The sequence below is a fragment of the Sporosarcina ureilytica genome, from assembly GCF_001753205.1.
Lineage (GTDB): Bacteria > Bacillota > Bacilli > Bacillales_A > Planococcaceae > Sporosarcina > Sporosarcina ureilytica.
This window is the reverse complement of the sequence record NZ_CP017560.1, coordinates 78,235-104,169: the sequence shown is the minus strand read 5'-3', so window position 1 is coordinate 104,169 and position 25,935 is coordinate 78,235. Positions and strand designations below refer to the sequence as shown.

Annotated in this window: 24 protein-coding genes and 1 other annotated feature; of the genes, 17 read left to right on the top strand and 7 right to left on the bottom strand. The window is 38.8% G+C overall.

All coding sequences use genetic code 11. The features are described from left to right. Positions 1 to 85: 85 nt before the first annotated feature. From BI350_RS00515 to BI350_RS00500, 4 genes are all read left to right on the top strand, one after another. Positions 86 to 910: a protein-glutamine gamma-glutamyltransferase gene (locus BI350_RS00515; RefSeq protein ID WP_075526361.1), complete on the top strand. Its 825-nt coding sequence runs from the start codon at positions 86 to 88 to the stop codon at positions 908 to 910. A gap of 884 nt (positions 911 to 1,794) precedes the next feature. Beyond that, complete coding sequence (locus BI350_RS00510) at positions 1,795 to 3,423, top strand: BCCT family transporter (RefSeq protein WP_075526360.1); 1,629 nt, start codon at positions 1,795 to 1,797, stop codon at positions 3,421 to 3,423. 321 nt (positions 3,424 to 3,744) lie between these two features. After that, positions 3,745 to 4,362, top strand: a complete 618-nt coding sequence (locus BI350_RS00505) for an RraA family protein (RefSeq protein WP_075526359.1) — start codon at positions 3,745 to 3,747, stop codon at positions 4,360 to 4,362. Between the two features lie 207 nt (positions 4,363 to 4,569). Then, on the top strand, positions 4,570 to 4,830 hold the full coding sequence (locus tag BI350_RS00500) for a SunI/YnzG family protein (protein WP_075526358.1): 261 nt from the start codon (positions 4,570 to 4,572) through the stop codon (positions 4,828 to 4,830). 86 nt (positions 4,831 to 4,916) lie between these two features. Here BI350_RS00500 and zwf read toward each other — a convergent pair whose 3' ends face one another. Then, the gene (zwf, locus tag BI350_RS00495) at positions 4,917 to 6,434 is read right to left on the bottom strand and encodes a glucose-6-phosphate dehydrogenase (protein ID WP_245698279.1); all 1,518 of its coding nucleotides are present in this window, start codon (positions 6,432 to 6,434) and stop codon (positions 4,917 to 4,919) included. 297 nt (positions 6,435 to 6,731) lie between these two features. Between zwf and BI350_RS00490 the strand changes: the two genes are divergently transcribed. From BI350_RS00490 to BI350_RS00480, 3 genes are all read left to right on the top strand, one after another. Further along, positions 6,732 to 7,349: a cyclase family protein gene (locus tag BI350_RS00490; protein WP_075526357.1), complete on the top strand. Its 618-nt coding sequence runs from the start codon at positions 6,732 to 6,734 to the stop codon at positions 7,347 to 7,349. 187 nt (positions 7,350 to 7,536) lie between these two features. Next, the gene (locus tag BI350_RS00485) at positions 7,537 to 7,863 is read left to right on the top strand and encodes a winged helix-turn-helix transcriptional regulator (protein ID WP_075526356.1); all 327 of its coding nucleotides are present in this window, start codon (positions 7,537 to 7,539) and stop codon (positions 7,861 to 7,863) included. 17 nt (positions 7,864 to 7,880) lie between these two features. Then, positions 7,881 to 8,825 carry a DsbA family protein gene (locus BI350_RS00480; RefSeq protein ID WP_075526355.1) on the top strand — a complete coding sequence of 315 codons (945 nt, stop codon included), beginning with the start codon at positions 7,881 to 7,883 and terminating at the stop codon, positions 8,823 to 8,825. 131 nt (positions 8,826 to 8,956) lie between these two features. Here BI350_RS00480 and serC read toward each other — a convergent pair whose 3' ends face one another. Beyond that, entirely contained in the window at positions 8,957 to 10,054 is a 1,098-nt protein-coding gene (gene serC, locus BI350_RS00475) for a 3-phosphoserine/phosphohydroxythreonine transaminase (RefSeq protein WP_075526354.1), read from the bottom strand. 30 nt (positions 10,055 to 10,084) lie between these two features. Next, positions 10,085 to 11,677, bottom strand: a complete 1,593-nt coding sequence (gene serA / locus BI350_RS00470; protein WP_075526353.1) for a phosphoglycerate dehydrogenase — start codon at positions 11,675 to 11,677, stop codon at positions 10,085 to 10,087. A gap of 297 nt (positions 11,678 to 11,974) precedes the next feature. Between serA and BI350_RS00465 the strand changes: the two genes are divergently transcribed. From BI350_RS00465 to BI350_RS00430, 8 genes are all read left to right on the top strand, one after another. After that, on the top strand, positions 11,975 to 12,163 hold the full coding sequence (locus BI350_RS00465) for a hypothetical protein (protein WP_155767445.1): 189 nt from the start codon (positions 11,975 to 11,977) through the stop codon (positions 12,161 to 12,163). Between the two features lie 257 nt (positions 12,164 to 12,420). Beyond that, positions 12,421 to 13,353 carry a bile acid:sodium symporter family protein gene (locus BI350_RS00460; protein WP_075526351.1) on the top strand — a complete coding sequence of 311 codons (933 nt, stop codon included), beginning with the start codon at positions 12,421 to 12,423 and terminating at the stop codon, positions 13,351 to 13,353. Between the two features lie 445 nt (positions 13,354 to 13,798). Next, complete coding sequence (locus BI350_RS00455; protein WP_075526350.1) at positions 13,799 to 14,491, top strand: hypothetical protein; 693 nt, start codon at positions 13,799 to 13,801, stop codon at positions 14,489 to 14,491. Between the two features lie 75 nt (positions 14,492 to 14,566). Beyond that, complete coding sequence (gene sigI / locus BI350_RS00450) at positions 14,567 to 15,316, top strand: RNA polymerase sigma-I factor (RefSeq protein WP_075526349.1); 750 nt, start codon at positions 14,567 to 14,569, stop codon at positions 15,314 to 15,316. Next, positions 15,316 to 16,323 carry an anti-sigma factor domain-containing protein gene (locus BI350_RS00445; protein WP_075526348.1) on the top strand — a complete coding sequence of 336 codons (1,008 nt, stop codon included), beginning with the start codon at positions 15,316 to 15,318 and terminating at the stop codon, positions 16,321 to 16,323. The genes sigI and BI350_RS00445 overlap by 1 nt, the downstream gene beginning before the upstream one ends. Before the next feature lie 179 nt (positions 16,324 to 16,502). Beyond that, positions 16,503 to 16,781: a metal-sensitive transcriptional regulator gene (locus BI350_RS00440; protein ID WP_075526347.1), complete on the top strand. Its 279-nt coding sequence runs from the start codon at positions 16,503 to 16,505 to the stop codon at positions 16,779 to 16,781. A 70-nt stretch (positions 16,782 to 16,851) separates the two neighbouring features. Next, the gene (gene copZ / locus BI350_RS00435) at positions 16,852 to 17,058 is read left to right on the top strand and encodes a copper chaperone CopZ (RefSeq protein ID WP_075526346.1); all 207 of its coding nucleotides are present in this window, start codon (positions 16,852 to 16,854) and stop codon (positions 17,056 to 17,058) included. A 129-nt stretch (positions 17,059 to 17,187) separates the two neighbouring features. Beyond that, positions 17,188 to 19,599, top strand: coding sequence for a heavy metal translocating P-type ATPase (locus BI350_RS00430; protein ID WP_075526345.1), 2,412 nt, complete (start codon positions 17,188 to 17,190; stop codon positions 19,597 to 19,599). Positions 19,600 to 19,657: 58 nt separating this feature from the next. Here BI350_RS00430 and BI350_RS00425 read toward each other — a convergent pair whose 3' ends face one another. Further along, complete coding sequence (locus BI350_RS00425) at positions 19,658 to 20,266, bottom strand: GNAT family N-acetyltransferase (protein ID WP_075526344.1); 609 nt, start codon at positions 20,264 to 20,266, stop codon at positions 19,658 to 19,660. A gap of 363 nt (positions 20,267 to 20,629) precedes the next feature. Then, positions 20,630 to 20,843, top strand: a binding site (T-box leader). A 57-nt stretch (positions 20,844 to 20,900) separates the two neighbouring features. Between BI350_RS00425 and proS the strand changes: the two genes are divergently transcribed. Next, positions 20,901 to 22,340 (top strand): proline--tRNA ligase, encoded by a 1,440-nt coding sequence (gene proS / locus BI350_RS00420; RefSeq protein ID WP_075526343.1) that lies wholly within the window; start codon positions 20,901 to 20,903, stop codon positions 22,338 to 22,340. A 65-nt stretch (positions 22,341 to 22,405) separates the two neighbouring features. Here the strand turns inward: proS and arsC are convergent, their stop codons facing one another. The 3 genes from arsC to BI350_RS00405 are packed head-to-tail and all read right to left on the bottom strand — an operon-like array spanning position 22,406 to position 24,503. Next, positions 22,406 to 22,828: an arsenate reductase (thioredoxin) gene (gene arsC / locus BI350_RS00415; protein WP_075526342.1), complete on the bottom strand. Its 423-nt coding sequence runs from the start codon at positions 22,826 to 22,828 to the stop codon at positions 22,406 to 22,408. A 16-nt stretch (positions 22,829 to 22,844) separates the two neighbouring features. After that, complete coding sequence (locus BI350_RS00410; protein ID WP_075526341.1) at positions 22,845 to 24,140, bottom strand: arsenic transporter; 1,296 nt, start codon at positions 24,138 to 24,140, stop codon at positions 22,845 to 22,847. A gap of 15 nt (positions 24,141 to 24,155) precedes the next feature. Further along, positions 24,156 to 24,503 carry an ArsR/SmtB family transcription factor gene (locus BI350_RS00405; protein ID WP_075526340.1) on the bottom strand — a complete coding sequence of 116 codons (348 nt, stop codon included), beginning with the start codon at positions 24,501 to 24,503 and terminating at the stop codon, positions 24,156 to 24,158. A gap of 198 nt (positions 24,504 to 24,701) precedes the next feature. On the opposite strand from BI350_RS00405, the gene BI350_RS00400 reads away from it, so the two are divergent. Next, a complete protein-coding gene (locus tag BI350_RS00400; RefSeq protein WP_075526339.1) occupies positions 24,702 to 25,895 on the top strand; it encodes a chromate transporter in 1,194 nt (397 codons plus the stop codon). The last annotated feature ends 40 nt before the right edge of the window (positions 25,896 to 25,935 follow it).

The following is a 25,935-nucleotide window of genomic DNA, read 5'->3' as shown; positions in this document are numbered from 1 at the left end:
ATTCCCTCTTTGATTTGAAAGAAAACATATCAGCAAAGTCGTTGAATAAGATGGATTACTACATATACTTGGAAAGAGGTATAGAATGATTCAAATATCAGGGAGATCCTTTCAACAAAGTGACTTGCGACAAACTGATGGTATTGAAGGTACGATTCTTCAAAGGATGAATGAAAGTCCAACAGTTCATTCGTATCAATCGATAGCCGAATTATCGTTTGAGCTTACGTTACGAAAGAACATTATAGTAAGTGCACGGGCTATGAATGAAAGTAATGTACGGTTTGCAGTATTTAGAACGTCCCGTTGTAATCCTCAATACTGGCAATTGACGAGTGCTGGGGGATTCCTGTTGCGGCACGGTGTAAAACCATCAGATGCAATTCGAGATATATACTTGAACAGTTCGCAATATGCATTTGAATGTGCAACAGCAATGATCATTATCTATTACCATGCGGTCCTAAATCTTATTGGAGAATCTTTGTTCAATCGATTATTTCAAAACATCTATTTATACAGCTGGCATGCTAATCCCAATCTCGGATTAAGATCCTATATTACTCACGATTTTATACCTGGAGATGTCGTTTATTTTAATAACCCAGATTTTGATTCCGAAACTCCCCAGTGGAGGGGAGAAAATGCCGTTGTTTTAGAAGATGGTACGTATTTTGGTCATGGAATCGGAATCTACACAGCTGAACAAATAATTCGTGCGCTGAACAAACTGAGAAAACCAGAGAGCAATCAATCAGCCTATTTGACTACAGAAGTTACAAGTCCGTCATTTAACCATTTGTCGAACATTTTAAGAGTGCAACAAGGTTATTCAATTCCTAGATATCAACAGCTAGTCGACCACCATGACGAAAGTTCTATTTCATTTTTACAACATTTATTCTCGTAAAATAATCTAATTTTATATTTGCCTGTCATTAGAGCGTCACAGTCTGGAATGAGATTGCAGACCTAATAATAAACTCAAGCTACCTCTGAAAAGCGTGAAATCGAAGATTAGCGTTCAGGGGTAGTAGTTGACGGTGATAGTCACTTGTGGGATTGATTGTGCTAGATCATTTGAGGTGTTCTCCTTCTTCTCGTTCATGTCATTGTTCGTCTGATTTATACTTTTTAGTTCGATTTTTTATCTAAACATATATTAAGAAGATTGAGTACGCGAACACCAGGTCAATGCAACCGACATACTGCATGAAGTGTAGTTGACTAGTTGAAGAGTGTTAAAAAGAGTAGTCACCCCGCTTTCTTGGTCGATAGCGTAGGGTGGTTACTTTTTTCTATATTTGGATGATGAAATCGATGAAAAACAATACTGCGAGGATGGCAAAAATCCCTCAGATTAAACATATGCTAACTATCTTCTTCCATGCAATTCCACCCTTTTTAAAACGCTTATCCTGTAATCCTTCTCCCCCTAAGGCTTAAATACAGTGATTGCAAATAGTAGAATTAGTGAAATGCTTTGAACGATGATTTCAATCCAAAGATTTATTTCTGGAATGAACATACTTGTTCGTTCTCCTGCCGTTTCAAACTGGATTAATGCCGATAATGTCCATGTGTATTTTTACGTGCCAGTCATTTTTAAGGAAAAAGTGGAAAGACTTTGCTTAGTTAGATACACTAAAGTTATGCTTAAAGTCTTTTTGGTGCGATTTTTTCCTTATGATTTATTCCCAATAGCGATGAATAAATTAAGAAGTAAAAAACGTTAGTTACATGATTGTGCATTCTGTATTAAATTAAGAAACCATATTGAAAGGATTCGTTACGATGAAAATAATAGATTGGCCTACTTTTATAGGGGCATTATTTTTAATTCTCGCTGTATCTATACCGCTTATATTGTTTCCTGAAGCTGGTGCAGTCGTTGTAAATATGGCAAATGAATTTATGACGGAAACATTCGGGGTTGTTTATTTATTTGTTGGATTGGCGGCATTTGTATTTTTAATGTATGTTGCATTTAGTAAAAACGGAAAAGTAAAACTCGGTTATAAGGGAGAAAAAAAAGAGTTTAACACATTTTCCTGGGCAGCCATGATGTTCTCCGCAGGAATCGGTTCAAGTATCCTTTATTGGGGAATGATCGAGTGGGCTTATTATTATCAAGGGCCTCCATTTGGCCTAACGCCAGAATCCCCAGAAGCAATTTCTTGGTCCACTGCTTACGGAATTTTCCATTGGGGACCTATGGCTTGGGCAATTTACACCTTGCCTGCGCTTCCCATTGCTTACTTTTACTACGTACGGAAAAAGCCAGTCTTGAAAATTAGTGAAGCAGTAAGGCCGGTACTTGGAAAGCTTGTGGATACGCCGATTGGGGTTATTATTGACGTACTTTTTATGTTCGGTTTAATGGGGGGAGCGGGGACAACCCTTGCACTCGGTACGCCGATGATTGCGGCGGGTGTTGAAGATATTACGGGAATTCCAGCTACTCTCGGTATGCAAGTCGTCATTATGATGCTTTGTACAGCTATCTTTGCGACCAGTGCTTATTTTGGTCTCAAAAAAGGAATAAAAATGCTTAGCGATATTAACCTTTGGCTAGCAATTTTTCTTCTAGCTTTTGTTTTTATCATGGGACCAACGTTATTCATTAGTAATACAACGTTTACAAGTATTGGGATCATTTTGGACAATTTCTTCAAAATGGCAACATGGCTTGAACCATTTGGGAATTTAGATGGTTTTGAGAAAACTAGTTTCCCGCAAAAATGGACAATTTTCTACTGGGCATGGTGGGTAGTATATGCGCCATTTGTCGGTTTATTCGTTGCACGTATATCCCGTGGTAGAACGATTCAAGAAATGATTCTTGGTACGATGATTTATGGAACTGTTGGTTGTATGCTGTTCTTTGGTATACTTGGTAACTTCGGACTGTATCTGCAATTGACTGGAGCTTTTGATGTAATCGGATTCATGAATGAAGCAGGTGCGCCTGCGACAATCATCGAGATCTTCCATCAGCTCCCACTCTCAAAAGTGATTGTACCGATCTTTACGGTGTTAGCGATTATCTTCCTTTCGACGACATTTGACTCAGCGTCATTTATTTTAGCAGCGGTCGTACAGAAGAGAGTGGATTCAGAACCTTTAAGATGGAACCGACTATTCTGGGCGTTTACATTAACATTACTTCCACTCGTATTAATGTTTCTCGGTGGACTTGAGACGCTTCAAACAGCAAGTATTGTCGCTGGTTTCCCGGTTATTTTCATTATGTTCTTACTCGCTTGGTCATTTATGAAAGCTTCGAATGAAGATATTTTAGCGTCAAAAGATTATGACTCTCCGCTGATCCATATTAGTCGACGAGAAGAAAAAATTCTGAAGCAGAAAAAGAATAGAGAAAGCTTAACGCAGATTAGAAGTAAAAGTAAATTAGAAGAGTAACCCAAAGTTTTGGATATTAGATATAAAACAATAAAAGTCTGTGCACAACATATGTGGTTATGTTGTGCACAGGCTTTTTCTATTTCATTTTAGAAGGGTCTTTTAATAAAACTGTAGTTGTGTTGAAAAGGGATGGCAACTAAGCGGTATTGTTGCTAGGGTAGACACTTATATGAATAGGGTTTAAACTATTCTTTAAAGTCAGATTACTAGGTGGTGGAGTGGGAGAGCCGTTTAGAAACTGATTCGTAGTTTGAAGAGGATTGGGGAATCTGTATTGTGGAGTGATGATTACATAAGTGAAAGAAAAGGGGTAGAACGATGACGATTAATTATATTGAAGAATATTCAAAGCTTCCTACGACATGTATCTCAGATGCATTAAAAGGTGAAAATGCAATGGATATTTCAATCAAGCCATTGGCAAATTATAAGGTTGCCGGGAGGGCGTACACTGTAAAAATCCCAAAAGGACAGAACAAAGAGCTATTAAGGGCGATAAAAGAAGCAAGTAAAGATGATGTGCTTGTCATTGACGCTGAAGAGGATACTTCAAAGGCGATTGCAGGTGACTTCGTTTTAGGAATGGCTAAAACGCTTGGAATTAAGGGAGTTGTAACGAACGGGGTTATTCGGGATATAGAAGATATTATCAACCTGGATTTCCCTGTATTTTGTAAAGGCACAACGATAAGCGCTGGGAGCAAGTCGGATGGAGGATATTCCGAAGTACCAATTAGCTGCGGAGGTGTTGTGGTGAATCACGGTGACATCATTGTAGGGGACCGTGATGGTGTAATTGTTGTGCCAAAAGAAATAGAAGCGGAGGTATTAGAGAAGGCAAAAAAGAAACTGCAGCGGGATGAGGAAAGAGAAAATAAAGTTTCTAATAATATAGACGCGATTCATAAATATATCGATACTATTCTACAGAAGTAATTGAATGACAGGTGTCCGGCTTTAGGTGTTTTAGATACCTGTCAATTCAAGTCTTTCGAAAAAAATCAGGATTAATGCTATATCTTTAATGTTTTCCTAACCATACTTTCTAATTAACGTCTAAAATTTTATTCGGATTCAGTAAATTATTCGGGTCCAAAACCAAGAGGATTAGAAGTTCGTTGGGGTTAAGATAGGGGGATCTAGATGTTTGAAGTAAAAGTAGAGAAACGTGATGATCAAGTTGTAATAAAGTGGCAATTCAGCAAAACTGAAATACCTATTTCGGAGATTATTAATGTAACGTATGATCACACCTACGCAGGAGAGAGCAAGACGGCGATGAGAATTGGATATCCATATGGAACGACAGATCGAATATTAATTCAGACTGCTCGGAAGGACTACTTAATATATACGAGTGTAGGGGCCACAAAGGAAAAGATATTATCTTTATTATCTAGTTAGCAGTCACCCAAAAATCATGAATGTTTAAACACTCATGATTTTGGGGGCTGTTTAACGCGTAAGAATTGGCTTTATTAATTTTGGTGTTACCACCACTTAAAATTGTTCGATTTAAGTAGTTCGTCTGCTGCTTCAGGACCAGTGGAGCCGGCCGGATAAGTATGTAGCGGCAACAGGTTGTTTTCAAACGCTTCCAGCAATGGCTGAATCCATTTCCAAGATAATTCAACTTCATCCCAATGCGCAAAAAATGTTGCATTACCAAGCATTGCATCAAACAATAGCAATTCATAAGCGTCTGATTGATCGTCTGTATTTGTTTTGAAATTAATGCAAGTAGGTTTAAACCGTTCACTTGAAGGTTCTTTAATATTGAGTTTTAAAGAAATCCCTTCACTTGGATTAATTTCAAGTGTCAGTAGATTAGGTACGAGCTCTTCAGCAGGGATTAAAGCTCTTTTTTGTTTCTTAAATTCGAAAACAATGCGTGTAGACTTTTGGTCTAATCGTTTTCCAGTTCGTATATAAAAAGGAATTTCCCCCCACACCGGATTATCGATATGTAAGCGTGCGGCGAAATATGTGTCATTCATTGAGTTTTCGGGAACGCCTGGTTCATCCAAATAACCAATGACAGGGGTATCTAACACTTCCCCGGCACGATATTGACCACGAATCACATGTTTATGGGCATCTTCTTTTTCAATTGGTTTAAGTGATTCAATCACTTCGATTTTCTTATTACCGATTTCTTCCGCCGTAATATTTTCAGGTAAATGTAAAGCTGTCATCATCACTAGTTGAAGGAGATGGTTTTGTACCATATCACGGATTGCGCCTGCATTGTCGTAATAGGCGGCACGTGTCTCAACCCCGACCGTTTCACTTGCCGTAATTTGGACGTTGGCGATTTGTTTAAGGTCTAATAATGAGGCCAATGCAGGGTTTGCAAATACGAGTGATGCAAGGTTTTGCACCATAGGTTTTCCTAGATAATGGTCGATTCTATAAATTTCCATCTCATCAAACGCTTCGCTTAATTTTTTGTTTAATTGTTGGGCAGATTTTAAATCAGTCCCAAATGGCTTCTCGACAACGAGTCTTCTCCATCCACTTGTCTGATTGAGACCGCTTGCATGAAGGTTTTCTGTGATGACTTCAACTAAGTTCGGGTCCACAGCTAAATAGAACAGACGGTTACCTGGTATATTGAGTTCAATCTCCCTGTCTTCAATATGTGTTTGTAGCCGTTTATAGGCAGACTTATCAGTGACGTCTAATGGGCTGTATTGAAAGTGATTTAAAAAGTCTTGTAAGCTGTCCTCTTGAACATCTTTTCTTGCATAGGTTCGAAGTGATTCTTCTATTTTCGAGTGGAAAAATTCGTGAGACCACTCTCTTCTCCCCAAGCCAATGACCGAAAATGAGTTCGGCAATTTTTCAGCTAGAAATAAATTATATAAAGCGGGGAATAATTTACGTTTCGCTAAGTCGCCCGTTGCTCCAAATAAAACAAAAGTTAGGGCCTGTATATCTTTGCTGCTCTTGACTTCTTGTAAGGCATCCACCTCGATAAATTTGGTCAACAGATCTTCGTTTTTCATCTAGTTTCTCTCCTATTTGTAAGGGTAATAATAAAGGTAAGTCTTAAGTATACTGATTTCCAACTGTAAATGTAAGTATGTGCGTTTATAATTCGATGTTATTCATGAAATAGCGTTGTTTTCCAAGTATGGTTGAATATTTTCGTCAATCATTGGCGATAATCAAGGCGCTTGCTCTTTTGCTTTTGGAAATAAACGGTTGTCCTGAAAAGTTGTTTTAGTGGACAAAATTATGATGGCCATGCGAACCTATTTATATAGGAAGAATTCAAAATACATGAAGAATAGGTGAGTAATATGAAAATGTACGATGTAACTGCAACAATTTATGAGGGAATGACGGTCTATAAAAATAAACCGGAGAAACAGCCTAAGTTTAATACTGTCACAAACGGGTATGTTACTGAAACGCGAATGGAATTAGATGTACATACAGGTACCCATGTCGATGCACCGTTACACATGGTTGTTGACGGCGACACATTTGAGTCTGTTCCACTAGAAAGTCTTGTCGGGCAGTCGAAGTTATTTGATCTAACGGAAGTGAAAGATGGCATTACAAAGGCAGATTTAGAGAAGTTCAACATTGAAAAAGGTGATTTCGTTTTATTAAAAACGAAGAACTCTTTTGAAGAAGATTTTAACTTCAATTTTATTTATTTAACGAAAGACGGCGCTGAATATCTTACTGAAATTGGTGTTCGTGGTGTAGGGATTGACACGCTTGGAATTGAAAGAGACCAAGAAGGCCATCCGACACACAAAACGTTATTTGGCGATAAGATTATTATTATAGAAGGACTTCGATTTAAGGAAGTAGCGCAAGGTGAATATTTCATGGTCGCTGCGCCACTCAAAATAGAAGGTACAGATGCATCACCTGCACGAGTGCTATTGTTTGAAGGATTAAGATAAATTACGATGTATAAACGAGAGAGAAAAGAATTCAAGGGATTCTTTTCTCTCTCTTTTTAGTGCTTGAAATTAATGAAGTGAAAGGGGTTTTATTTTAATTAAAGAGGTTTATTGGGTTTGGTAATTTTTATAGTTGATATAATTAGTATACTAGCATATACTAAGATTAATTGTAGGAGGTGGTATTTTGGAAGTTTGTCCTTACTTAGAATCATGCTTTGAGATTTTAGGAAGACGTTGGAATGGGCTTATTATTCATTACTTGTCAAATTGTCCAGAGTTTACAGCGCATTTTTCTGAAATTAGACGTGATTTGAGTGATATTACCCCGCGATCGCTTTCATTGAAATTAACAGAACTGATGGAGTTTGGCTTGGTCGAAAAGGAAGTAACAACAGGAACACCCGTCGTCATAACGTATCATCTGACTGAAAAAGGTCTGCAATTGGCAAACGCCTTGCAGCCAGTTCATGAATGGGCACAACAACATATCAAGCTTGAGGAAAAAACTTAAAGAAAAGAGGCGTTTCGATGAATCAGAAAAATAATATGATGTGTGATATGGAAACGGGAATTTGTGGTCCGGCTGGTGAAAATGCGGACGCAATGGAGTTTATCGATTTATCAGCACAGAAAAAAACAATTGAGCTTTACTATGTAACGGATCCAATCTGTTCTCATTGTTGGGCATTAGAACCAGTTCTTCGTAAGTTTGTAGATCAGTACAGTCAATATTTCAATATGCATACAGTCATGGGAGGATTGCTTGAAAAGTGGGAAGGGTTTGCAGACGTAAGCAACGGCATTTCTAGTCCTGCAGATGTTGCGGGACACTGGAGAGAAGTTGGTGAACATTCACGTATGCCGATTGACGGAACGGTTTGGTACGACAATCCAATCGAATCGTCATTTATCCCATCTCGCGTATACAAAGTCATTCAAGAAAAGAATCCAGCGTTAGCCAATCCATTTTTACGTCGTGCACGAGAGGAACTTTTCGCTTTTAATCAAAACATTGCACAAGATGAAACTTTAATTAAACTCGTCAACCAAATCGGTCTAAACGGAGAAGAAATTGTACAGGAGTCAAAGCTTCCGGAAGCAAACACTTCATTACAAGAAGATTTTCAACTCGTCCGTCAGTTAGGCGTCCGCGGCTTCCCGACAATTGTCATGGTAAATGAAGAACAACAAGGTGTGCGAATCGTTGGTGCGCGTACACTAGAAGACTATACGAATGCACTCCAAAAGTTATTGCCGAATGAAACGTTACGCGCGGAACAGCTTTCTAATTTAGAAACATTACTGCAACGAGAGAAATTATTGTTCTCACGTGAAATTGAAGCATATTACTCCATTGAACAAAATGAAATAGATGCATTTATTCAGCAGCAATTGCCTCAAGATACTTATACAGCGGACAGCATTCTTGGTGAAAAATATATTCGGTGCCAGTCGCCGAAACAAATATGTTAATCGCAACAATCGTGAATGTTTAAACTTTCATGAATGTTTGGGTGACTGGCACCTATTTAAACGGATTAAACATGTGAGATTCCCCAATGTTTAATCCGTTTTTACTTTATTCAAAACAAACGTGGTGCAGTTTAACTGTTGTTCTCTTGGAATCGAGTCATAAACTCACTTAGTGCAATACATGCTTCTACAGGGACGGAGTTATAAGCGGATGCGCGGCATCCACCAACAGAACGGTGTCCATTTAAACCGACAAAACCTGCTTCCTGTGCTTCCGCTAAGAATTTCTTTTCCAGCTCCTCATCGGCAAGTCGGAACGTAATATTCATGTAAGAGCGACTAGCAGGCTCTGCATGCCCTAAATAGAAGCCGTTACTGCCATCAATCACATCATAAATATACTTAGCCTTTGTTTCGTTTTGTTTAGCCACTACTTCTAATCCACCTAAATCTTCTATCCAACGGAGCACTTCACCGAGCATATAGATGCCGAAAGTTGGCGGTGTATGATAAAGTGAATTGCTTTTTGCGTGCGTATTATACTTTAACATCGTTGGTATTTCTTGATTTGCTTTCTCGAGCAAATCTTTACGAATAATGACCACTGTTACTCCTGATGGTCCAAGGTTCTTTTGTGCCCCAGCGTAAATAAGCCCAAATTTACTCACGTCAATTGGTTTAGACATAATGTCACTGGACATATCCGCAACGAGTGGAACATTTCCTGTGTTCGGGAACTCTTTCCACTGGGTCCCGTAAATGGTGTTATTAGATGTTAGGTGGACATAAGCGTCATTTTCGTTATACTGTAGGTCTTTACTATTTGGGATTGAGTTATGGTTACGCTCTTTCGTACTAGCAATCTCATAAGGTTCCCCGAATAATTTCGCTTCATCAAATGCTTTTTCCGCCCAAACACCCGTCATTAGATAGCCCGCTTTTTGTGAAGGCTTTAAAAAGTTCATGGGAATCATGGAAAACTGAAGACTTGCCCCGCCTTGTAGGAAAAGCACTTCATAGTTTTCAGGAATCGAATATAGTTTTCTTAAACGTGCAATCGCATCATTATGTACATCATCATAAGCTTTACTGCGATGACTAAGTTCCATAATCGACATGCCAGTACCACGAAAGTTGATTAGCTCTTGTTGTGCTTTTTCTAAAACTGGCAACGGTAGTGCGGATGGGCCAGCGTTAAAATTATAGACAGTTCGAATACTTTGTTTCAAAAAAACCACTCCTCATGTCCTGTTTTTATTTCAGTCGAAATTAACTTCACGAACTCTTTTGATATCTGGAATTGCTTTCAATTCCTCAATGACGGTTTTAGATGCTTGATGATCGATCTCTAAAATCATTACCGCAGAACCGCCGACTTCTTGGCGCCCTACTTGCATACTAGCGATATTAATCCCGTTAGCACCGAGTACCATTCCAACCTGGCCAATGATTCCCGGCTCGTCTTGCTGCGAAATTAACAATAAATGACCCTGTGGAGAGAGATCTACAGGATAAGGTCCAATTTTAATCAGTCGATCTCCTATGCCAGTAACTGAAGAACCAGTCACCCAGCGTTCTTCTTCTGTAGTTTTTAAACGAATCGTAATCTTGCTAGAAGAAATTTGTGAGAAAAGCGACTTCTTGAAGACAAGTTGAATGTCGCGCTGCTTAGCCAGGTGGAGCGCATTCACGATATTTACTTGTTCTGCACCGAGATGATGCGTTAGAACACCTTTAAGCACATACGGACTCAATGGAGTGGTATCTAAATCAGCCAATTCGCCTGCACATTCGATTGTAATTTCACGTACTGCACCGTCAGTCATCTGCGCAAGTGAATTTCCTAGATGTTCACACAATTTGAAGTATGGTTGCAGTCGATTTAGTAACTCGAGCGGAATAGAAGGCATATTCACTGCATTTTTGAATGGTTCATTGCGTAAAATATGCATGACTTGCTCGGACACGTCAATCGCTACATTTTCTTGTGCCTCCATAGTGGATGCACCTAAGTGTGGTGTGACAATCATCTTTGGATGTGAAAAGAAAGGATGATCTGGCGCTGGCGGCTCATTTTCAAACACATCAAAGGCAGCTCCTGCTACAATTCCTTCATCAAGTGCTTCGATGAGGGCCAATTCGTCAATGATACCTCCGCGAGCACAATTAATAATTCGCATTCCTGGTTTCATCACTTCGAATTGTGGTTTGCCGATCATATGATGGGTTTCATTTGTAAGCGGCGTATGAACAGTCATAAAATCTGCTGCACGCACGATTTCGTCTAGGGTGGTCAGTTGAATACCTAGTTGCTTCGCACGTTCTTCCGGCATGAAAGGGTCATAACCGAGAACCGTCATGCCAAATGCGATTGCCCGTTTAGAAACTTCAATTCCAATACGACCTAGTCCAAACACACCAAGTTTCTTGTTTCGTAATTCCACACCAAGAAATGATTTACGATCCCACTGTCCATTAACTGTTTTCGCGTATGCTTGTGGAATATGCCTTGCTAATGCCATCATCATCGCAAATGTGTGTTCACACGTAGTAATCGTGTTCCCATCAGGTGCGTTAATAACAATAATTCCTCGGTTTGTTGCGGCTTCTAAATCAATGTTGTCAACGCCGACTCCCGCACGACCGATTACTTTCAATTTAACGCCGGCTTCCATAATACGTTCGGTTACTGTCGTCTGAGAACGGACAAGCAGCGCATCAAATTCACCGATTATCGAAATAAGTTCCGCTTCACTTAATCCTGTCTGCTTAATCACTTCTACATCATCAGCATCCATTAACTGTTGTAATCCAAAATCACTAATCGGATCTGACACTAAAACTTTAAACATATGTATTCCTCCTCGTTTATGTAAAGGGCTATAACGGCAACTAAGAAGTATTCCTCCAATCGTATTTGTTTTCTATATTAACACTTATTCTTCAGAAAGAAACGAAAATTTTTTGATTGCGTGCACAGTTGGTTAGGTGCCAGTCATTTAAGGTGACACAGTCACTTAAACAAACGTGTTAATTTGGAACAACCGTGAATCTTTCAATATTCGTGATTATTTGCCGGTAGTTTATCAGACATTAGTTATCTAATTCTCGCTTTACTTTGTGCATTGCCATTTATTGTGGGCGGTTTGATGTTGAAGCCGCAGTCTGTCTTATTAAGTGTCCTGCTTTTCGGAATAATTTTTGTCGTTGTCCATTGGGTACTCGTATTTTCTGGGGAGTTTGTGACAGGTGAAGTGGTTGCTAGAATGTTAATCGTATTTCCAACATGCGCTTTACTTTTAATGATCGTTATCGGATTTTCTGATTCATGGAAATAACAGGGATAAACGAGCCACACTTAAAGTTTTCTACCAATTATCGAAAAGAAATTACAAATGACGATGTGTTATTCCGAATCGAACGACAGAGAAGAATTCATCGGATTCTTCTCTTTTTTGAACCATTTATTTTCATCGAATTTATCTTAGCTTTCTGGGAACAGAATACTAGAAGTCATAACTTTGTATTTTGAGTTATTGCAAATTTTGAAAAAGCATGTATAGTAGTATTCTATAAATATCGAGGAGTGAAAGAAATGAAGACATTGGAAAGAATTAGTCAGTTTGCAGGCAATACTTTCGCAATATGGGTATTGTTATTCGCAGGACTGGCATTTTTTATGCCCGAGAGCTTTACATGGATTGGGCAATACATATCTATATTACTTGGTGTTATTATGTTTGGAATGGGGATGACCCTATCAGTAGATGATTTTGGGGAAGTGTTTAAACAACCTAAAAAAGTGTTTATCGGTGTACTTGGACAGTTTACAATTATGCCGCTTATTGCTTTTTTACTTGCGGTTGGACTTAGGCTGCCTCCGGAGGTTGCTGCGGGTGTGATTCTTGTTGGTTGTTGTCCGGGTGGAACATCTTCAAACGTCATGACTTTCCTGGCGAGAGGAAATGTCGCATTATCTGTAGCGATTACATCTGTTACTACTTTATTAGCACCGATTGTTACACCCGCATTGATTTTATTGTTGGCAAGCAGATGGTTACCAGTTTCCGCAGGCGATATGTTTTTGTCAGTTGTTAAAATTGTAGTTGTTCCGATTGCGCTTGGAATTATTGCAAAAATGCTATTCAAAAAGCAAGTTGAGAAAAGTGTAAAAGCAATGCCGCTCGTTTCGGTGGTTGCAATCGTTGCGATTGTAGCAGCAGTTGTTAGCGGAAGTCAGCAAAAGATTGCTGAAATTGGCCTTTTGATTTTACTTGTTGTTATTTTACATAATATGCTTGGTTATTTAGTAGGCTATTGGCTCGCTCGACTACTGAAGTTAGATTATTCTGATCAAAAGGCAATTTCTATAGAAGTTGGGATGCAGAACTCTGGACTTGGGGCAGCATTGGCAACAGCTCACTTTTCACCGCTCGCAGCAGTACCAAGTGCAATCTTCAGCGTTTGGCATAATATTTCAGGCTCGTTGCTTGCCACATGGTGGAGTAAAAAATCGGATAAGGAATAAAATTAGAAGAAGAGAAATGTCTAATGAAGGAGCTTGTCGTAAAGTGCGATAAGCTCCTTATTTGTATTTTACAAAGTGTTTAGCTGTATTAATTCGAAAGAATATGGAATTTGAAGAAAATCAACAGCAGTTTTGGGGAAATTAATGAATCGATTGTGAATCAATTAATGAAATTAAAAGAAAATCTCTGCGTTGTCTAAGAAGTGCTGACAAAACAGAGGTTTTGCTGATTCAATTTTAAAATTCCTGCCATACCAATTAATGATGATAAATGCAGGCGAAAGCATTTTGCATGAGGAAAAAGTAGAGGAAAATGAAGTAGAGGTGCTTCAGATTTTTGTAGAGTTAAAAAAGTTTTTATCGACCCCCACAAAAAGCAATAACTGTTCGAATAACTGGTATACCCAAATTAATTAGGGTAAAAAAATAATGAGGTGAATGGATTATGTATAAGAAATGGAAGCAAACTGGAGCAGCATTACTAATTGCGGGACTTACAATAACTGGGACTAGTTATGCATGGGCGGACGAAAAAGAGCCGATTAGTCTTAGTCAATTACTAGAAGAAGAAGTGACACCAGCGGATGAGTCAACGGAAGTGGCAGAGGATACGGTAGTGGAAAACGATGACGTGGTAGTAGACGAAGAGAATACTGATTCTGATGAGCAAAGTTCTGAAGAGGCAAATGAGAATGAAGAAGGCACTCAACAGGATGTGGATACAGAAGAAAACAACTTACCGGAAATTCCTGAAGGTTATACAGCTGGCAATCTAGCTGCACTTGAAAAAGCTTACAATCAAGTATCAAATCCAACAGCGAAAGCAGCAATTCAAAAAAACATGGAGCGTTCAATTGAAAAGTGGGAAAGCAAGCAGGTAGCTAATGGAACCCCTGAAGAGCCAGAACAGCCTGAAGTGAAGGAACCGGTTGATACAGAAACTCCTGAACAAGTTGAAGAAAAAGAGGAAGTTACAAAACAACCTGCCGCACAAGCTAATAGAGCACCGCAAGCTCAGCTAAATGCACAGCATAGAGAAATAAGACAGGAATTAAAAAAGGCTCAAAAAGCAGAGCGTGAAGCATTAAAAGAAGAAAGAAAACAACAAAAGCAAGACAAAAAGGACAATAATAACTAATCAACTGCTTTTCATTTTCCGGTGCATCTATTAAAATCAATTGCATTCGGATTAAATGGAAACGGAGGGGTACTCATGCTTTTATCTATTGTACAAGGGTTTTTCAATATAAAGTCTAATACGGCAGTAGATGAGCTAGTATTAAAGGCAAAGAATGGCGATGAGAAGGTAATGAACGACCTTCTCATCGCGTACACTCCGTTCATGAAAAAAACGGCTTCATTCGTTTGCAAAAGATTCATTGATGAGCATGACGATGAGTTTAGTGTAGCGATGAGTGGTTTTTATGAGGCAATATTAAATTATAACTTAAAAGAGAATTCATCATTAACAACTTTTTCTCATTTGATTATAAAAAGAAGATTGATTGATTATATCCGAAAAGAATCAGCAAGAAATGATGCGGTAAATTTAGTAAAAGATGGCGATGAAGATAAAGAGTTAGAGCATTACCTATTTAATCAAATATCGATAACGTCTTATTCTAAAGAGCAGCAAGCATTGAAACGGCGCGAGGAAATAATGGAATACAATCAGCTCCTCAAAAAATTTAACATGTCTTTCCAAGATCTTGTGAAATCATCTCCGAAACATGCCGATTCAAGAAAGACAGCTTTTCAAATTGCACAAATTATAGCGACAACACCCGAGTTTTATACATATCTTATGGAACGTAAAAGATTGCCGATGAAAGAGTTAGAAGAACTTGTCGAAGTTTCTAGAAAGACGATTGAACGACAAAGGAAATATATCATCGCTGTCACATTACTGATAAACAGCAATTTCGTGTATATAAAGGAATATCTAAAAGGGGAATTCATGTGATGCGAACTTATAAAGGCATTGTTTGCGAAAAGAAAAAAAAATATATGATATTTCTCACGAGTGAGGGAGAGTTCCTAAGAGGGATTCCAATTGGTAAAACACCGGATATCGGTGATGAAACTAACTTCCAACTTGTTCCTTTTAGAGAAAAAGCGAAATTCCGATTTATTGGACCGGCTATTGCTGCAGCTATGCTTCTTTTATTTATTAGTGCAACTTTGTTTACCAAAAATAATCAAGTGATGGCATATGTCCAACTTGAAACTGATACAGCCGTGGAGCTGGAGGTCAATCGGAATGGAAAAGTAATTGCTGTGCGGGATTTGAAGGAAACAACCGAATCTAACTATTACTTAACGAAGTGGAAAGGTCAGAAACTTGAAGCTGTTTTAGATTCTATAATAAAGGATACGATAACCAGAGACAGCAACAAACAAGTAATGATAACAACTGTATTTTCAGATTCAAAAAATGCGGGTAAGGTTCAAGAGATAGTCGGAGATGCTGTACACAATGTACGGGGCGAATATGAAGAGTTTGATTGGCGTATTTCTAAAAGCACGGAAAAAGAGAGAAAAACCGCGAATGAACAGAAAATCTCTATCCATGAACTTAAGAAGATGAATGAAGAAGTACCGGCGAAGGGAAAAAATCTGCCTTCAACTATAAATGATTCCCAGAAAGTGGTTCCGACAGTGCCTGCGAATGAAAAAGAGAATGAGGGACAATTTAATAAAGACTCCGGTCCATCTGCTCCTCCTGCCCAGAAAAACAACGAAAAGTTGGATCAGGGAGAAAATCGAGGAGAGCAGAAGCGGGAAGAACAGCTTGAAAATCGAGAGCTGAAACCTAAACCTGCCCCTGTTAAAGAATCTCAGCGGGATTCAAACGCATCGAATAAAAACCGTGGGAAGGTTAATGAAAATCCTTCTTCTAAACAGAAGGAAAAAAATTCGGATTCTCAAAAAAAGAACGACTCACCAAGCGAAAACAATAAAGGAAAATAGCTAATTGATGAAGGGTTATTTCTCAAAAAGCCGATTCCAAAAGAATTGGCTTTTTTGTGTTCGCCAAAATGGCGTCTAGCTTAGGGTGCAAGACGCTTTTTTTATCATTCATTTGATTGACTAATCTTCAAATAATAATATATAATAGGGGTATAGGGTATAAGACGGGAGTGAGGGAAATGTCGAAATCGACAGTCCAACCAAATAAACAACAACTTTTAAATCGTTTAAAACGCATTGAAGGCCAGGTTCGCGGCGTTCATCAAATGATCGAAAACGACCGGTATTGCGTAGACGTTTTGCATCAAATTAGTGCGATTCAATCAGCAATGAATAAAGTTTCTTTAGCGCTACTAGAAGACCATACGAATCATTGCGTGATTAAAGCGATTAAAGATGAAAACGGCGAAGAAGCAATCAAAGAGCTGATGAGTGTCATGAAAACGATGACGAAATAATAAGCAAACTATTTTAATACCTAGATGGGGTATGGTATAGTAATGGCAAAAGAAACAGGAGGCGTTCCGAATGAAAGAAGTTTTAAAAGTTGAAGGTATGTCATGTAATCATTGTGTAAATGCTATTGAATCAAGCGTTGGTGAATTAAATGGTGTGTCGCTTGTAAACGTCAATCTTGACCAAAAAAATGTGACAGTCCAGTTTGATAATGAAAAAACAACGCTTGCCAATATTAAAGAAACGATTGAAGACCAAGGCTTTGACGTAAATTCTTAATTTAAAAGACATAATTCCATTTACACTACGCCAAGGGGGTATAGATGGAATGAATAAGATTGTACCATAATGGTATGGTCTTTATTTTTTCAAAAACATATACCCCCACCACGTATAGGAGGAAGGGACATGGCAACAACGGAAAAAACATTGCAAATTCAAGGTATGACTTGTACTGCTTGTGCAAACCGTATTGAACGAACACTTTCTAAAATGGAAGGTGTAGAGCAGGCAAATGTCAATTTTGCACTTGAAAGTTCGACGATAATTTTTGACCCCGAACGGGTGAATGTCAATGACTTTGAAGAGAGAATAGAAAAACTTGGATTTCATGTTGTTCAAGATCATATAAACTTTGATGTTTCAGGGATGACTTGTGCTGCCTGTGCATCAAGAATTGAAAAGCGAATGAACCGAATGGAAGGTGTTTCTAACGCAACAGTTAATTTTGCGCTGGAAAAACTATCCGTCGATTATGATAGTCATCAAGTTGCTCCGCAAGATATGATGGCAGCCATTAAAAAAATGGGCTTTGAATTGTTACAGGAAGAAAATGCTGAGGATAAAATTGATCATAAAGAAGCAGAAATTAAACAACAACAACGTAAATTTATTTTATCAGCGATTTTAACATTTCCGTTGCTATGGACAATGGTCGCTCACTTTAATTTCTTATCCTTTATTTACATGCCTGAAATCTTAATGAATCCGTGGCTGCAACTTGCGCTTGCAACACCAGTACAATTTATTGTCGGCGCGCAGTTTTATAAAGGCGCCTTTAATGCATTAAGAAATAAAAGTGCCAATATGGATGTGCTCGTTGCGCTCGGAACAAGCGCCGCATACTTCTATAGTTTATATTTATCGATTGAATGGGTGAATGGTGGAAAAGTCGGCGAACCTGAGCTTTATTTTGAAGCAGCGGCTGTCATAATTACATTAATTGTCCTTGGTAAACTTTTTGAAGTACGCGCCAAAGGAAAAACGAGTCAAGCGATTCAAAAATTACTTGGGTTACAAGCAAAAACAGCTCGCGTTGTACGAGACGGTGCGGAGCAGGAAATCCCAATTGAAGAAGTCGTTTCAGGAGACACAATTCTCGTAAGGCCGGGAGAAAAAATTCCTGTAGATGGTGAAATTATAGATGGTCGTTCGGCAATTGACGAATCGATGTTAACTGGAGAAAGTATTCCGATTGATAAAACGGTAGGGGATACGGTCATTGGGGCGACAATTAATAGAAACGGTTCACTTCAAATTAAAGCAACGAATGTTGGAAAAGACACTGCGCTTGCACAAATTGTAAAGGTAGTTGAAGAAGCGCAAGGATCGAAAGCAGACATTCAACGGTTGGCTGATAGAATATCCGGTGTTTTTGTACCAGTTGTTGTCGGAATTGCAATTGTCACTTTTCTAATTTGGTATTTTGCGGTATCACCGGGTGATTTCCGGGCAGCATTAATACCCACGATTTCAATTTTAGTCATTGCCTGTCCGTGTGCGCTCGGTTTAGCAACACCGACATCAATCATGGCTGGATCAGGAAGAGCAGCGGAAATCGGCGTCCTATTTAAAGGCGGCGAACATTTAGAGCATACGCAAGCAATTGATACGGTCGTTTTAGATAAAACGGGCACAGTGACGAAAGGTGAACCTGCTTTAACGGACGTTATGATTGCTGAAGGTTTTGTTGAAGATGAAGTTTTACAACTCGTTGCGACAGCGGAAAACCAATCTGAACACCCGCTTGCACAAGCGATTGTAAAAGGCGTTCAAGAAAAAGGGGTTCGTTTAGGTGAAACGGCAAGTTTCGAAGCATTACCAGGTTATGGAATTCAAGCAGTTGTTAATCACCAAGAAGTTCTCGTTGGAACAAGAAAGCTAATGGGAAAACATCAAATTAATTTGCTCGATTATGAAACTAAGATGGAACAACTTGAAAATGGAGGAAAAACAGCAATGCTCATTGCAATTGATACTAAAATTGCAGGCGTTATTGCGGTTGCTGATACGGTTAAAGAAACATCTAAGGAAGCCATTGCACGTATGCAAAAACTTGGATTAGATGTCATTATGTTAACGGGTGACAATACAAGAACAGCTGATGCGATTGCAAAAGAAGTAGGCATTTCTCATGTCATTGCTGAAGTATTGCCAGAGCAAAAAAGTGATGAAATTCAAAAGCTGCAAGATGCTGGTAAAAATGTCGCCATGGTTGGAGACGGCATTAACGATGCGCCCGCTCTTGCAACGGCCGATATTGGCATGGCTGTGGGAACAGGTACAGATATTGCGATTGAAGCGGCTGATATTACATTGATGCGCGGAGACTTAAATAGTGTAGCAGACGCGATTATGATGAGTAGAAAAACGATGCGAAATATTAAGCAAAACTTGTTTTTTGCTTTTTTCTATAACACCGTTGGAATTCCAATCGCTGCAATTGGTTTATTAGCACCTTGGGTAGCGGGTGCAGCGATGGCTTTCAGTTCAGTGTCTGTCGTATTGAACGCACTTCGCTTACAAAAAGTAAAACTATAAATAGAAAAGGCATTTCTCTCTTCCGCTCGGATGAGGAAATGCCTTTTCTATTTAATAACTATATAACCGAAGTCACCGGTTGTTCAATATGTCGATTCATTAACTGTTCCATGTGCATTTTAACCATTGGCCATTCTGGGCGAATTACACTGAAAATCACAGTGTTTCTCGGTGTACCATCTTTTCGAATCATATGGTCACGGAAGATGCCTTCCTGTGTAGCTCCGATACGTAAAATCGCATTTCTTGATCGGATGTTTCGTTCATCAGCTTGTATTTGTACACGATTTAGTTGAAGTACTTCAAAGCAATATTGCATTAGTAAATACTTACAATTCGAGTTAATAGGGCTTCTCCAGTAGGCTGGTGAAAGCCATGAGAAACCAAGACTAATCCGCATATGCGTATAATCTAGGTCCATTAATTTTGTTCCGCCAATAATACGATTTGTTTTATTATCAATGATAACAAAAGGATGCTCTTTCCCTAATGCTTTATTTAGTAGTGATTGTTCGACAAAGTTTGCTGCATCCTCGCGGCTTTGTATCGTTATCGCCAAATGTGTCCAAATCTCACTAAAATTACCGGCTTCGTAAATCGCATCGATATCTGTAAGCTCCATCGTTCTTAACGTAACAATGTCGTTTACTAACACAATATTTTCCATCACAGGACCCCTTTTAAGAAATGTTTTTTATAGTTTTCCCCACGTCAAATTGATTGTAAATAAATGATTTAAAGAGATTTACAATCAATTGTATTATATGGGATTAAGGATATATAAGACTCTATTTAGATGATTATAATGCAATTATAATGGGAAACAAGATAAAAAGAAAGAGGAGTTTTGTGGAAATGTATACAAAAGTTTTTGACAAAAAACGACACATTTTTTTATTGTAATCCTAAATATACAAGCTTTTCGTTTAAGGTGTTTTTACTTTCTTTAATCATCCAATCATAAGGGATAGCCATCATCAGTGCCCATTTATTTGTCTAAGTTCTAAATATTTGCTATGCTATTATAGATATAAAATCTATGACGTGGCCAAGTAAATAGAAATGTGCTACAGAAACGATAACAACTGCTGAGAGTTATCGCACCGCTTTTTATTGAAACCTACCGCTGAGATGTTATGTAAACATAACCGAGTCGTTTTCGTTATCAAACGTTTCAAGAGGGCTTACGTGAAGTAAGCTAAATGAAGGTGGTACCACGTCAATCGCGCAAAGACGTCCTTATTAGAGGACAGCTTTGTGTTTTTTTATTTTCGTCAAACAATACTTAAGGAGGAAAAATAATGACGAGCAAGAGAGAAAACGAATTTACAAGTTGGTATATCAATACCATTCAAAAAGCTGATTTAATGGATTATACACCAGTCCGTGGTTGTATCGCGTTCAAACCAGACGGCTATGAAATTTGGGAGCATATTCAAGCAGAAATGGACAAGCGTTTTAAAGAAACAGGACACCGAAATGCTTATTTCCCAATGCTTATTCCGGAGAGCTTTTTCGAGAAAGAAAAAGACCATATTGAAGGTTTTTCACCGGAATTGCCATGGGTTACTGAGGCAGCAGGTGAGAAATTAGAAGAGCGTTTAGCACTTCGTCCGACTTCAGAAACGATGATTGGTCACCTATATTCTGATTGGATCAATAGTTACCGTGATCTTCCTGTGTTAATTAACCAATGGGCGAACGTTTTCCGTTGGGAAAAGAGAACGTTGCCGTTTATTCGTACTTCTGAGTTTTTATGGCAAGAAGGACATACTGCGCATGTAGATGAGAAAGAAGCGCGTGAAGAAACGATGCAAATGCTAGGCATTTATAAAGAAGTTGTTGAAGAATTGCTTGCAATTCCAGTTTATGATGGTGAAAAAACACCGTCCGAACGTTTCGCGGGTGCGGTTGATACGTATTCAATCGAAGCGATGATGCAAGATGGAAAAGCGGTTCAAGCGGGAACTTCTCACTATTTAGGTACAAAATTCGCGGAAGCATTTGATATTAAATATTTAACGCGCGAAAATAAACATGAATATGTTCATACGACTTCATGGGGAACGTCTACACGTCTTATCGGTTCTGTCATTATGGTTCATGGTGATGAACAAGGACTTGTGTTACCGCCACGTATTGCGCCGACACAAGTTGTGTTAATTCCAGTTGGACCATGGAAGAAAAATCCTGAAATTATCGAGAAGCTAGATGCTGTTTTTGCAGAGTTAAAAGCAAAAGGCATCCGCGTTCGTCTTGATGACTCCGACCAATCGCCAGGCTTCAAATTTAACGAGTGGGAATTAAAAGGTGTTCCAGTACGCGTTGAATTAGGACCACGTGACTTGGCAAAAGACCAGGCATTATTAAAAGCACGTGATGAAGATGAAAAAGTTGAAGTTAATTTAGATGAATTAGTGGCACGCATTGAAGAAGAATTAACAACGATGCAAACGCGTCTATTTGAAAAAGCGAAAGCATTCCGTGAAAAGCATTCTCATACACACGTCGACACACTCGAGCAATTAGAACAACATATTGCAGATTCAGAGAAAAACGACGACATCCCGGGCTGGGTGCTAGCAGGATGGTGTGGCGATGACGATTGTGAATCGCATGTTCAAGAAGAAACAAAGTTCACGACACGCAACATTCCATTCAACCCGCCGGCGACGAAAGATACATGTATTAACTGCGGTAAAGACGCAAAGCATACAGTATGGTTCGGGCGCGCTTACTAATATAAAAAATAAAAGAGACCAACAAGTGCATTTGTTGGTCTCTTTTTATGATTTACTAGAGTAACTTAAATTGTGTTTTCCTTAGAAAAAGCATTGATCTTTTCTCCAATTTCATCACGAACCCGTTGGAAAACTGCCCAAACATTTTCATCCGTTCCTTCAGCTTTTGCAGGGTCATCAAATCCCCAGTGTTCATGGCGAACGGTAGGCGGTATCGTTGGACAACTATCTTTCGCGTCACCGCATAATGTAACAACTAAATCAGCATGATTTAAAATGTTTATATCGATCAGTTCTGAAGTTTGGCTTGAGATATCTACTTCTACTTCCTTCATTGCTTGAACGGCTTTTGGGTTGACGCCATGCGCTTCAATGCCAGCGCTGAATACTTCCCAGTGATCACTTAGATACTTTTTCCCCCACCCTTCAGCCATTTGGCTACGGCAAGAATTCCCTGTACATAAAAAATAAAGTGTCTTTTTAGTCATGATAAAATCTCCTCTATTAGATAATTAATAACCATAAATAAAGCCCGATGAGTGTAATTAAGAGAGTAGGGATAGTTAAAACTACGCCAATTTTAAAATACGTCCCCCACTTAATTTTCACACCTTTTTGCGAAAGAACGTGCAACCATAATAACGTAGCTAGAGAACCAATCGGTGTGATTTTCGGTCCTAAATCGGAGCCGATCACATTTGCATATATTAACGCTTCTCGGATGGGTCCTGTTGTAGTCGTTTCGGATATTGCCAATGCGTTAATCATAACGGTAGGCATGTTATTCATGACAGATGACAAGATCGCGGCAATAAAGCCCATTGAAACTGTTCCGACAAATAATCCTTGGTCGGAAGCCAATTGTATGACATCCGCGAGTAGGCTTGTGAGTCCTACATTGCGTAACCCGTAAACAACGACATACATTCCAATGGAAAAGAAAACAATCGCCCATGGTGCACCTTTAATGACCTGTTTCGTTTGAACAGCAGTACTTCTTTGAGCCATAATCGTGTAAAAAATCGCAACGATGCCAGCTACGATAGAAACAGGTAGTCCCGTAAATTCGCTGCTGAAGTAGCCAATGAGTAATACTGTTAATACAATCCAAGATAGGCGAAACATCTTTAAATCTTTTATTGCGTCTTTCGGTTGTTTCAAATCTGACACTTGATAATTTTCGGGGATACTTTTCCGGAAAAACAAATACAATACTAAAATGCTGGCGACTAATGCAAATAAATTCGGTACAATCATCCGTGATGCATATTCAGCAAAGCCAATACCAAAGAAGTCTGCAGAAACAATATTGACTAAGTTACTCACAACTAACGGTAAAGAGGTCGTGTCTGCAATAAATCCACTAGCAATGATAAATGGGAAAACCATTTTTTCATTGAAATTTAAATTTCGTACCATCGCCAATACGATAGGCGTCAAAATAAGTGCAGCACCATCATTTGCGAAAAGGGCCGCGACGACTGCGCCTAAAATGGTGACATACACAAACATGCGAACACCGCTGCCTTTGGCTAATCTAGCCATATGGAGGGCAGCCCACTCAAAAAATCCAATTTCATCTAAAATGAGTGAAATAATAATAATTGCGATAAAAGCAAGTGTTGCATTCCAAACAATTCCTGTAACATCTAACACATCTTGAAAATTGACAACCCCTATGAGCAGCGCAATAAGTGCGCCGATACAAGCAGACCAGCCAATTGATAGGTTTCTCGGTTGCCAAATCACAAAAATCAGTGTGATAAGGAAGATGGATGATGCGATAATTACTGAAGTCAATTCCTTTATTCCTCCTTATTTACAACAAATACGAAGCCCTTTTGCTTCCAACTCTGTAATAGATTTATCCTGGTCGACAAGATGTTTTAGAATACCTTCGATAAATGGATAATCCGGATGATCTTTATTAATCGAATAAAAAATCCATTGTCCCCGGCGTTCTTCCTGCACTAATTCAATGTCCCTAAGCCTGCGCAAGTGCTGACTTATTGCAGGTTGACTCATCTGAAATATCTCAACAAATTCGCACACACAACATTCATGTGATTTAAGCAATTTCATCATTGTTAAACGAGTTGGATCGCCGAGTAACTTTAAAAGTTGTGAGGCTCGTTGTACATCAATTGGTAATGAATCATTCATTTTATCTCCTCCGAGAATTAGTATATAAGCATATGCTTATGCATACAAGAGAAAAGTTTGTATACTTTGGAGTATTGACCAGGTGCTAGTATGTTAAAAGTTTGTAAAAATTCTATTTTTAAATGGAAGATAAACTGTGTAGATGTTATCTTTTGACCATGCACAAACTTGAGAGGAAAGAGAAAAAAGGAGGAGCAAATGGGACAAAATAATAGTAATAATCGATTGGAAAATCTCTTAGAAATTTTGATTATATCAACCAGACTGGGTTTGACGTCATTTGGCGGGCCGACAGCACATTTAGGCTATTTCCATGAAGAATATGTTCGAAGAAGAAAATGGATGGATGAGAAAAGTTATGCGGATTTAGTAGCGTTAGCTCAATTTTTACCCGGTCCAGCGAGTAGCCAGGTAGGTATTGGAATCGGCGTAATGCGAGCAGGGGTACTAGGTGGAATTATTTCTTTTATAGGATTCACATTGCCTTCAGTGATTGCACTTATCATTTTTGCTTTGTTGCTAAGTAGTTTTGATGTTGGAGATGCCGGTTGGATACATGGATTAAAAATCGTTGCAGTTGCTGTAGTTGCGCAAGCTATTTTAGGTATGGCTAAAAACTTGACGCCAGATTTAAAAAGGAAGGCGATTGCTTTATTTGCGTTAGTTGGTACGCTCATTTGGCAGACGGCTTTTACGCAAGTAGGGGTCATTTTGGTTGCGGCATTTTTGGGCTTTTTATTATTTAAAAAACATGAGAAAAGTGCAGAGGCAAATTCTCAATTTCCAATTACTAAACGAGTTTCAGTAATTTGCCTGTCGTTGTTTTTCGCTTTGTTATTTCTATTACCTATCATTAAGGAAATAACCGGCTCTTATTGGATTGCCATGTTCGATAGTTTTTATCGTTCCGGGTCATTAGTTTTCGGTGGGGGACACGTCGTGTTACCGTTATTGGAACAAGAATTTGTGCCAACTGGATGGATAACGGAAGAGGCATTTTTAGCGGGGTATGGTGCAACACAAGCAGTACCAGGACCTTTATTTACATTTGCTGCTTATTTAGGAGCTGTGATGAAAGGCTGGCAAGGTGGTTTAATCGCAACAATTGCGGTGTTTTTACCTGCATTCCTTCTGATTCTCGGTGCGTTGCCATTTTGGGACAGTTTACGAAACACCCCAAAGATTAAAGGGGCAATTATGGGAGTCAATGCAGCTGTTGTAGGTATCTTAATTTCCGCTTTTTATACACCAATTTGGACAAGTTCTATTTTAGCGCCTATTGATTTTGCACTAGCAGCGATTCTATTTTGCATGCTTGCTTATTGGAAGCTTCCACCTTGGATTGTGGTCGTAACTGGTGCGCTTGTAGGCATGATTTTACCATTAATCTAACAAAAAATAAGGCCGATTCTATTTTACAACATAGAGAACC

Bases quoted from the DNA above. Each gene is read 5' to 3' on its own strand.
- BI350_RS00455 (WP_075526350.1), top strand. From the start codon at position 13,799: ATGTATAAGAAATGGAAGCAAACTGGAGCAGCATTACTAATTGCGGGA.
- arsC (WP_075526342.1), bottom strand. From the start codon at position 22,828: ATGACTAAAAAGACACTTTATTTTTTATGTACAGGGAATTCTTGCCGT.
- proS (WP_075526343.1), top strand. From the start codon at position 20,901: ATGACGAGCAAGAGAGAAAACGAATTTACAAGTTGGTATATCAATACC.
- zwf (WP_245698279.1), bottom strand. From the start codon at position 6,434: ATGAAAAACGAAGATCTGTTGACCAAATTTATCGAGGTGGATGCCTTA.
- BI350_RS00425 (WP_075526344.1), bottom strand. From the start codon at position 20,266: ATGGAAAATATTGTGTTAGTAAACGACATTGTTACGTTAAGAACGATG.
- BI350_RS00500 (WP_075526358.1), top strand. From the start codon at position 4,570: ATGTTTGAAGTAAAAGTAGAGAAACGTGATGATCAAGTTGTAATAAAG.
- BI350_RS00400 (WP_075526339.1), top strand. From the start codon at position 24,702: ATGGGACAAAATAATAGTAATAATCGATTGGAAAATCTCTTAGAAATT.
- serA (WP_075526353.1), bottom strand. From the start codon at position 11,677: ATGTTTAAAGTTTTAGTGTCAGATCCGATTAGTGATTTTGGATTACAA.
- sigI (WP_075526349.1), top strand. From the start codon at position 14,567: ATGCTTTTATCTATTGTACAAGGGTTTTTCAATATAAAGTCTAATACG.
- BI350_RS00490 (WP_075526357.1), top strand. From the start codon at position 6,732: ATGAAAATGTACGATGTAACTGCAACAATTTATGAGGGAATGACGGTC.
- BI350_RS00505 (WP_075526359.1), top strand. From the start codon at position 3,745: ATGACGATTAATTATATTGAAGAATATTCAAAGCTTCCTACGACATGT.
- copZ (WP_075526346.1), top strand. From the start codon at position 16,852: ATGAAAGAAGTTTTAAAAGTTGAAGGTATGTCATGTAATCATTGTGTA.
- BI350_RS00445 (WP_075526348.1), top strand. From the start codon at position 15,316: ATGCGAACTTATAAAGGCATTGTTTGCGAAAAGAAAAAAAAATATATG.
- BI350_RS00515 (WP_075526361.1), top strand. From the start codon at position 86: ATGATTCAAATATCAGGGAGATCCTTTCAACAAAGTGACTTGCGACAA.
- BI350_RS00465 (WP_155767445.1), top strand. From the start codon at position 11,975: ATGTTGAAGCCGCAGTCTGTCTTATTAAGTGTCCTGCTTTTCGGAATA.
- BI350_RS00405 (WP_075526340.1), bottom strand. From the start codon at position 24,503: ATGAATGATTCATTACCAATTGATGTACAACGAGCCTCACAACTTTTA.
- BI350_RS00440 (WP_075526347.1), top strand. From the start codon at position 16,503: ATGTCGAAATCGACAGTCCAACCAAATAAACAACAACTTTTAAATCGT.
- BI350_RS00510 (WP_075526360.1), top strand. From the start codon at position 1,795: ATGAAAATAATAGATTGGCCTACTTTTATAGGGGCATTATTTTTAATT.
- BI350_RS00480 (WP_075526355.1), top strand. From the start codon at position 7,881: ATGAATCAGAAAAATAATATGATGTGTGATATGGAAACGGGAATTTGT.
- BI350_RS00430 (WP_075526345.1), top strand. From the start codon at position 17,188: ATGGCAACAACGGAAAAAACATTGCAAATTCAAGGTATGACTTGTACT.
- BI350_RS00460 (WP_075526351.1), top strand. From the start codon at position 12,421: ATGAAGACATTGGAAAGAATTAGTCAGTTTGCAGGCAATACTTTCGCA.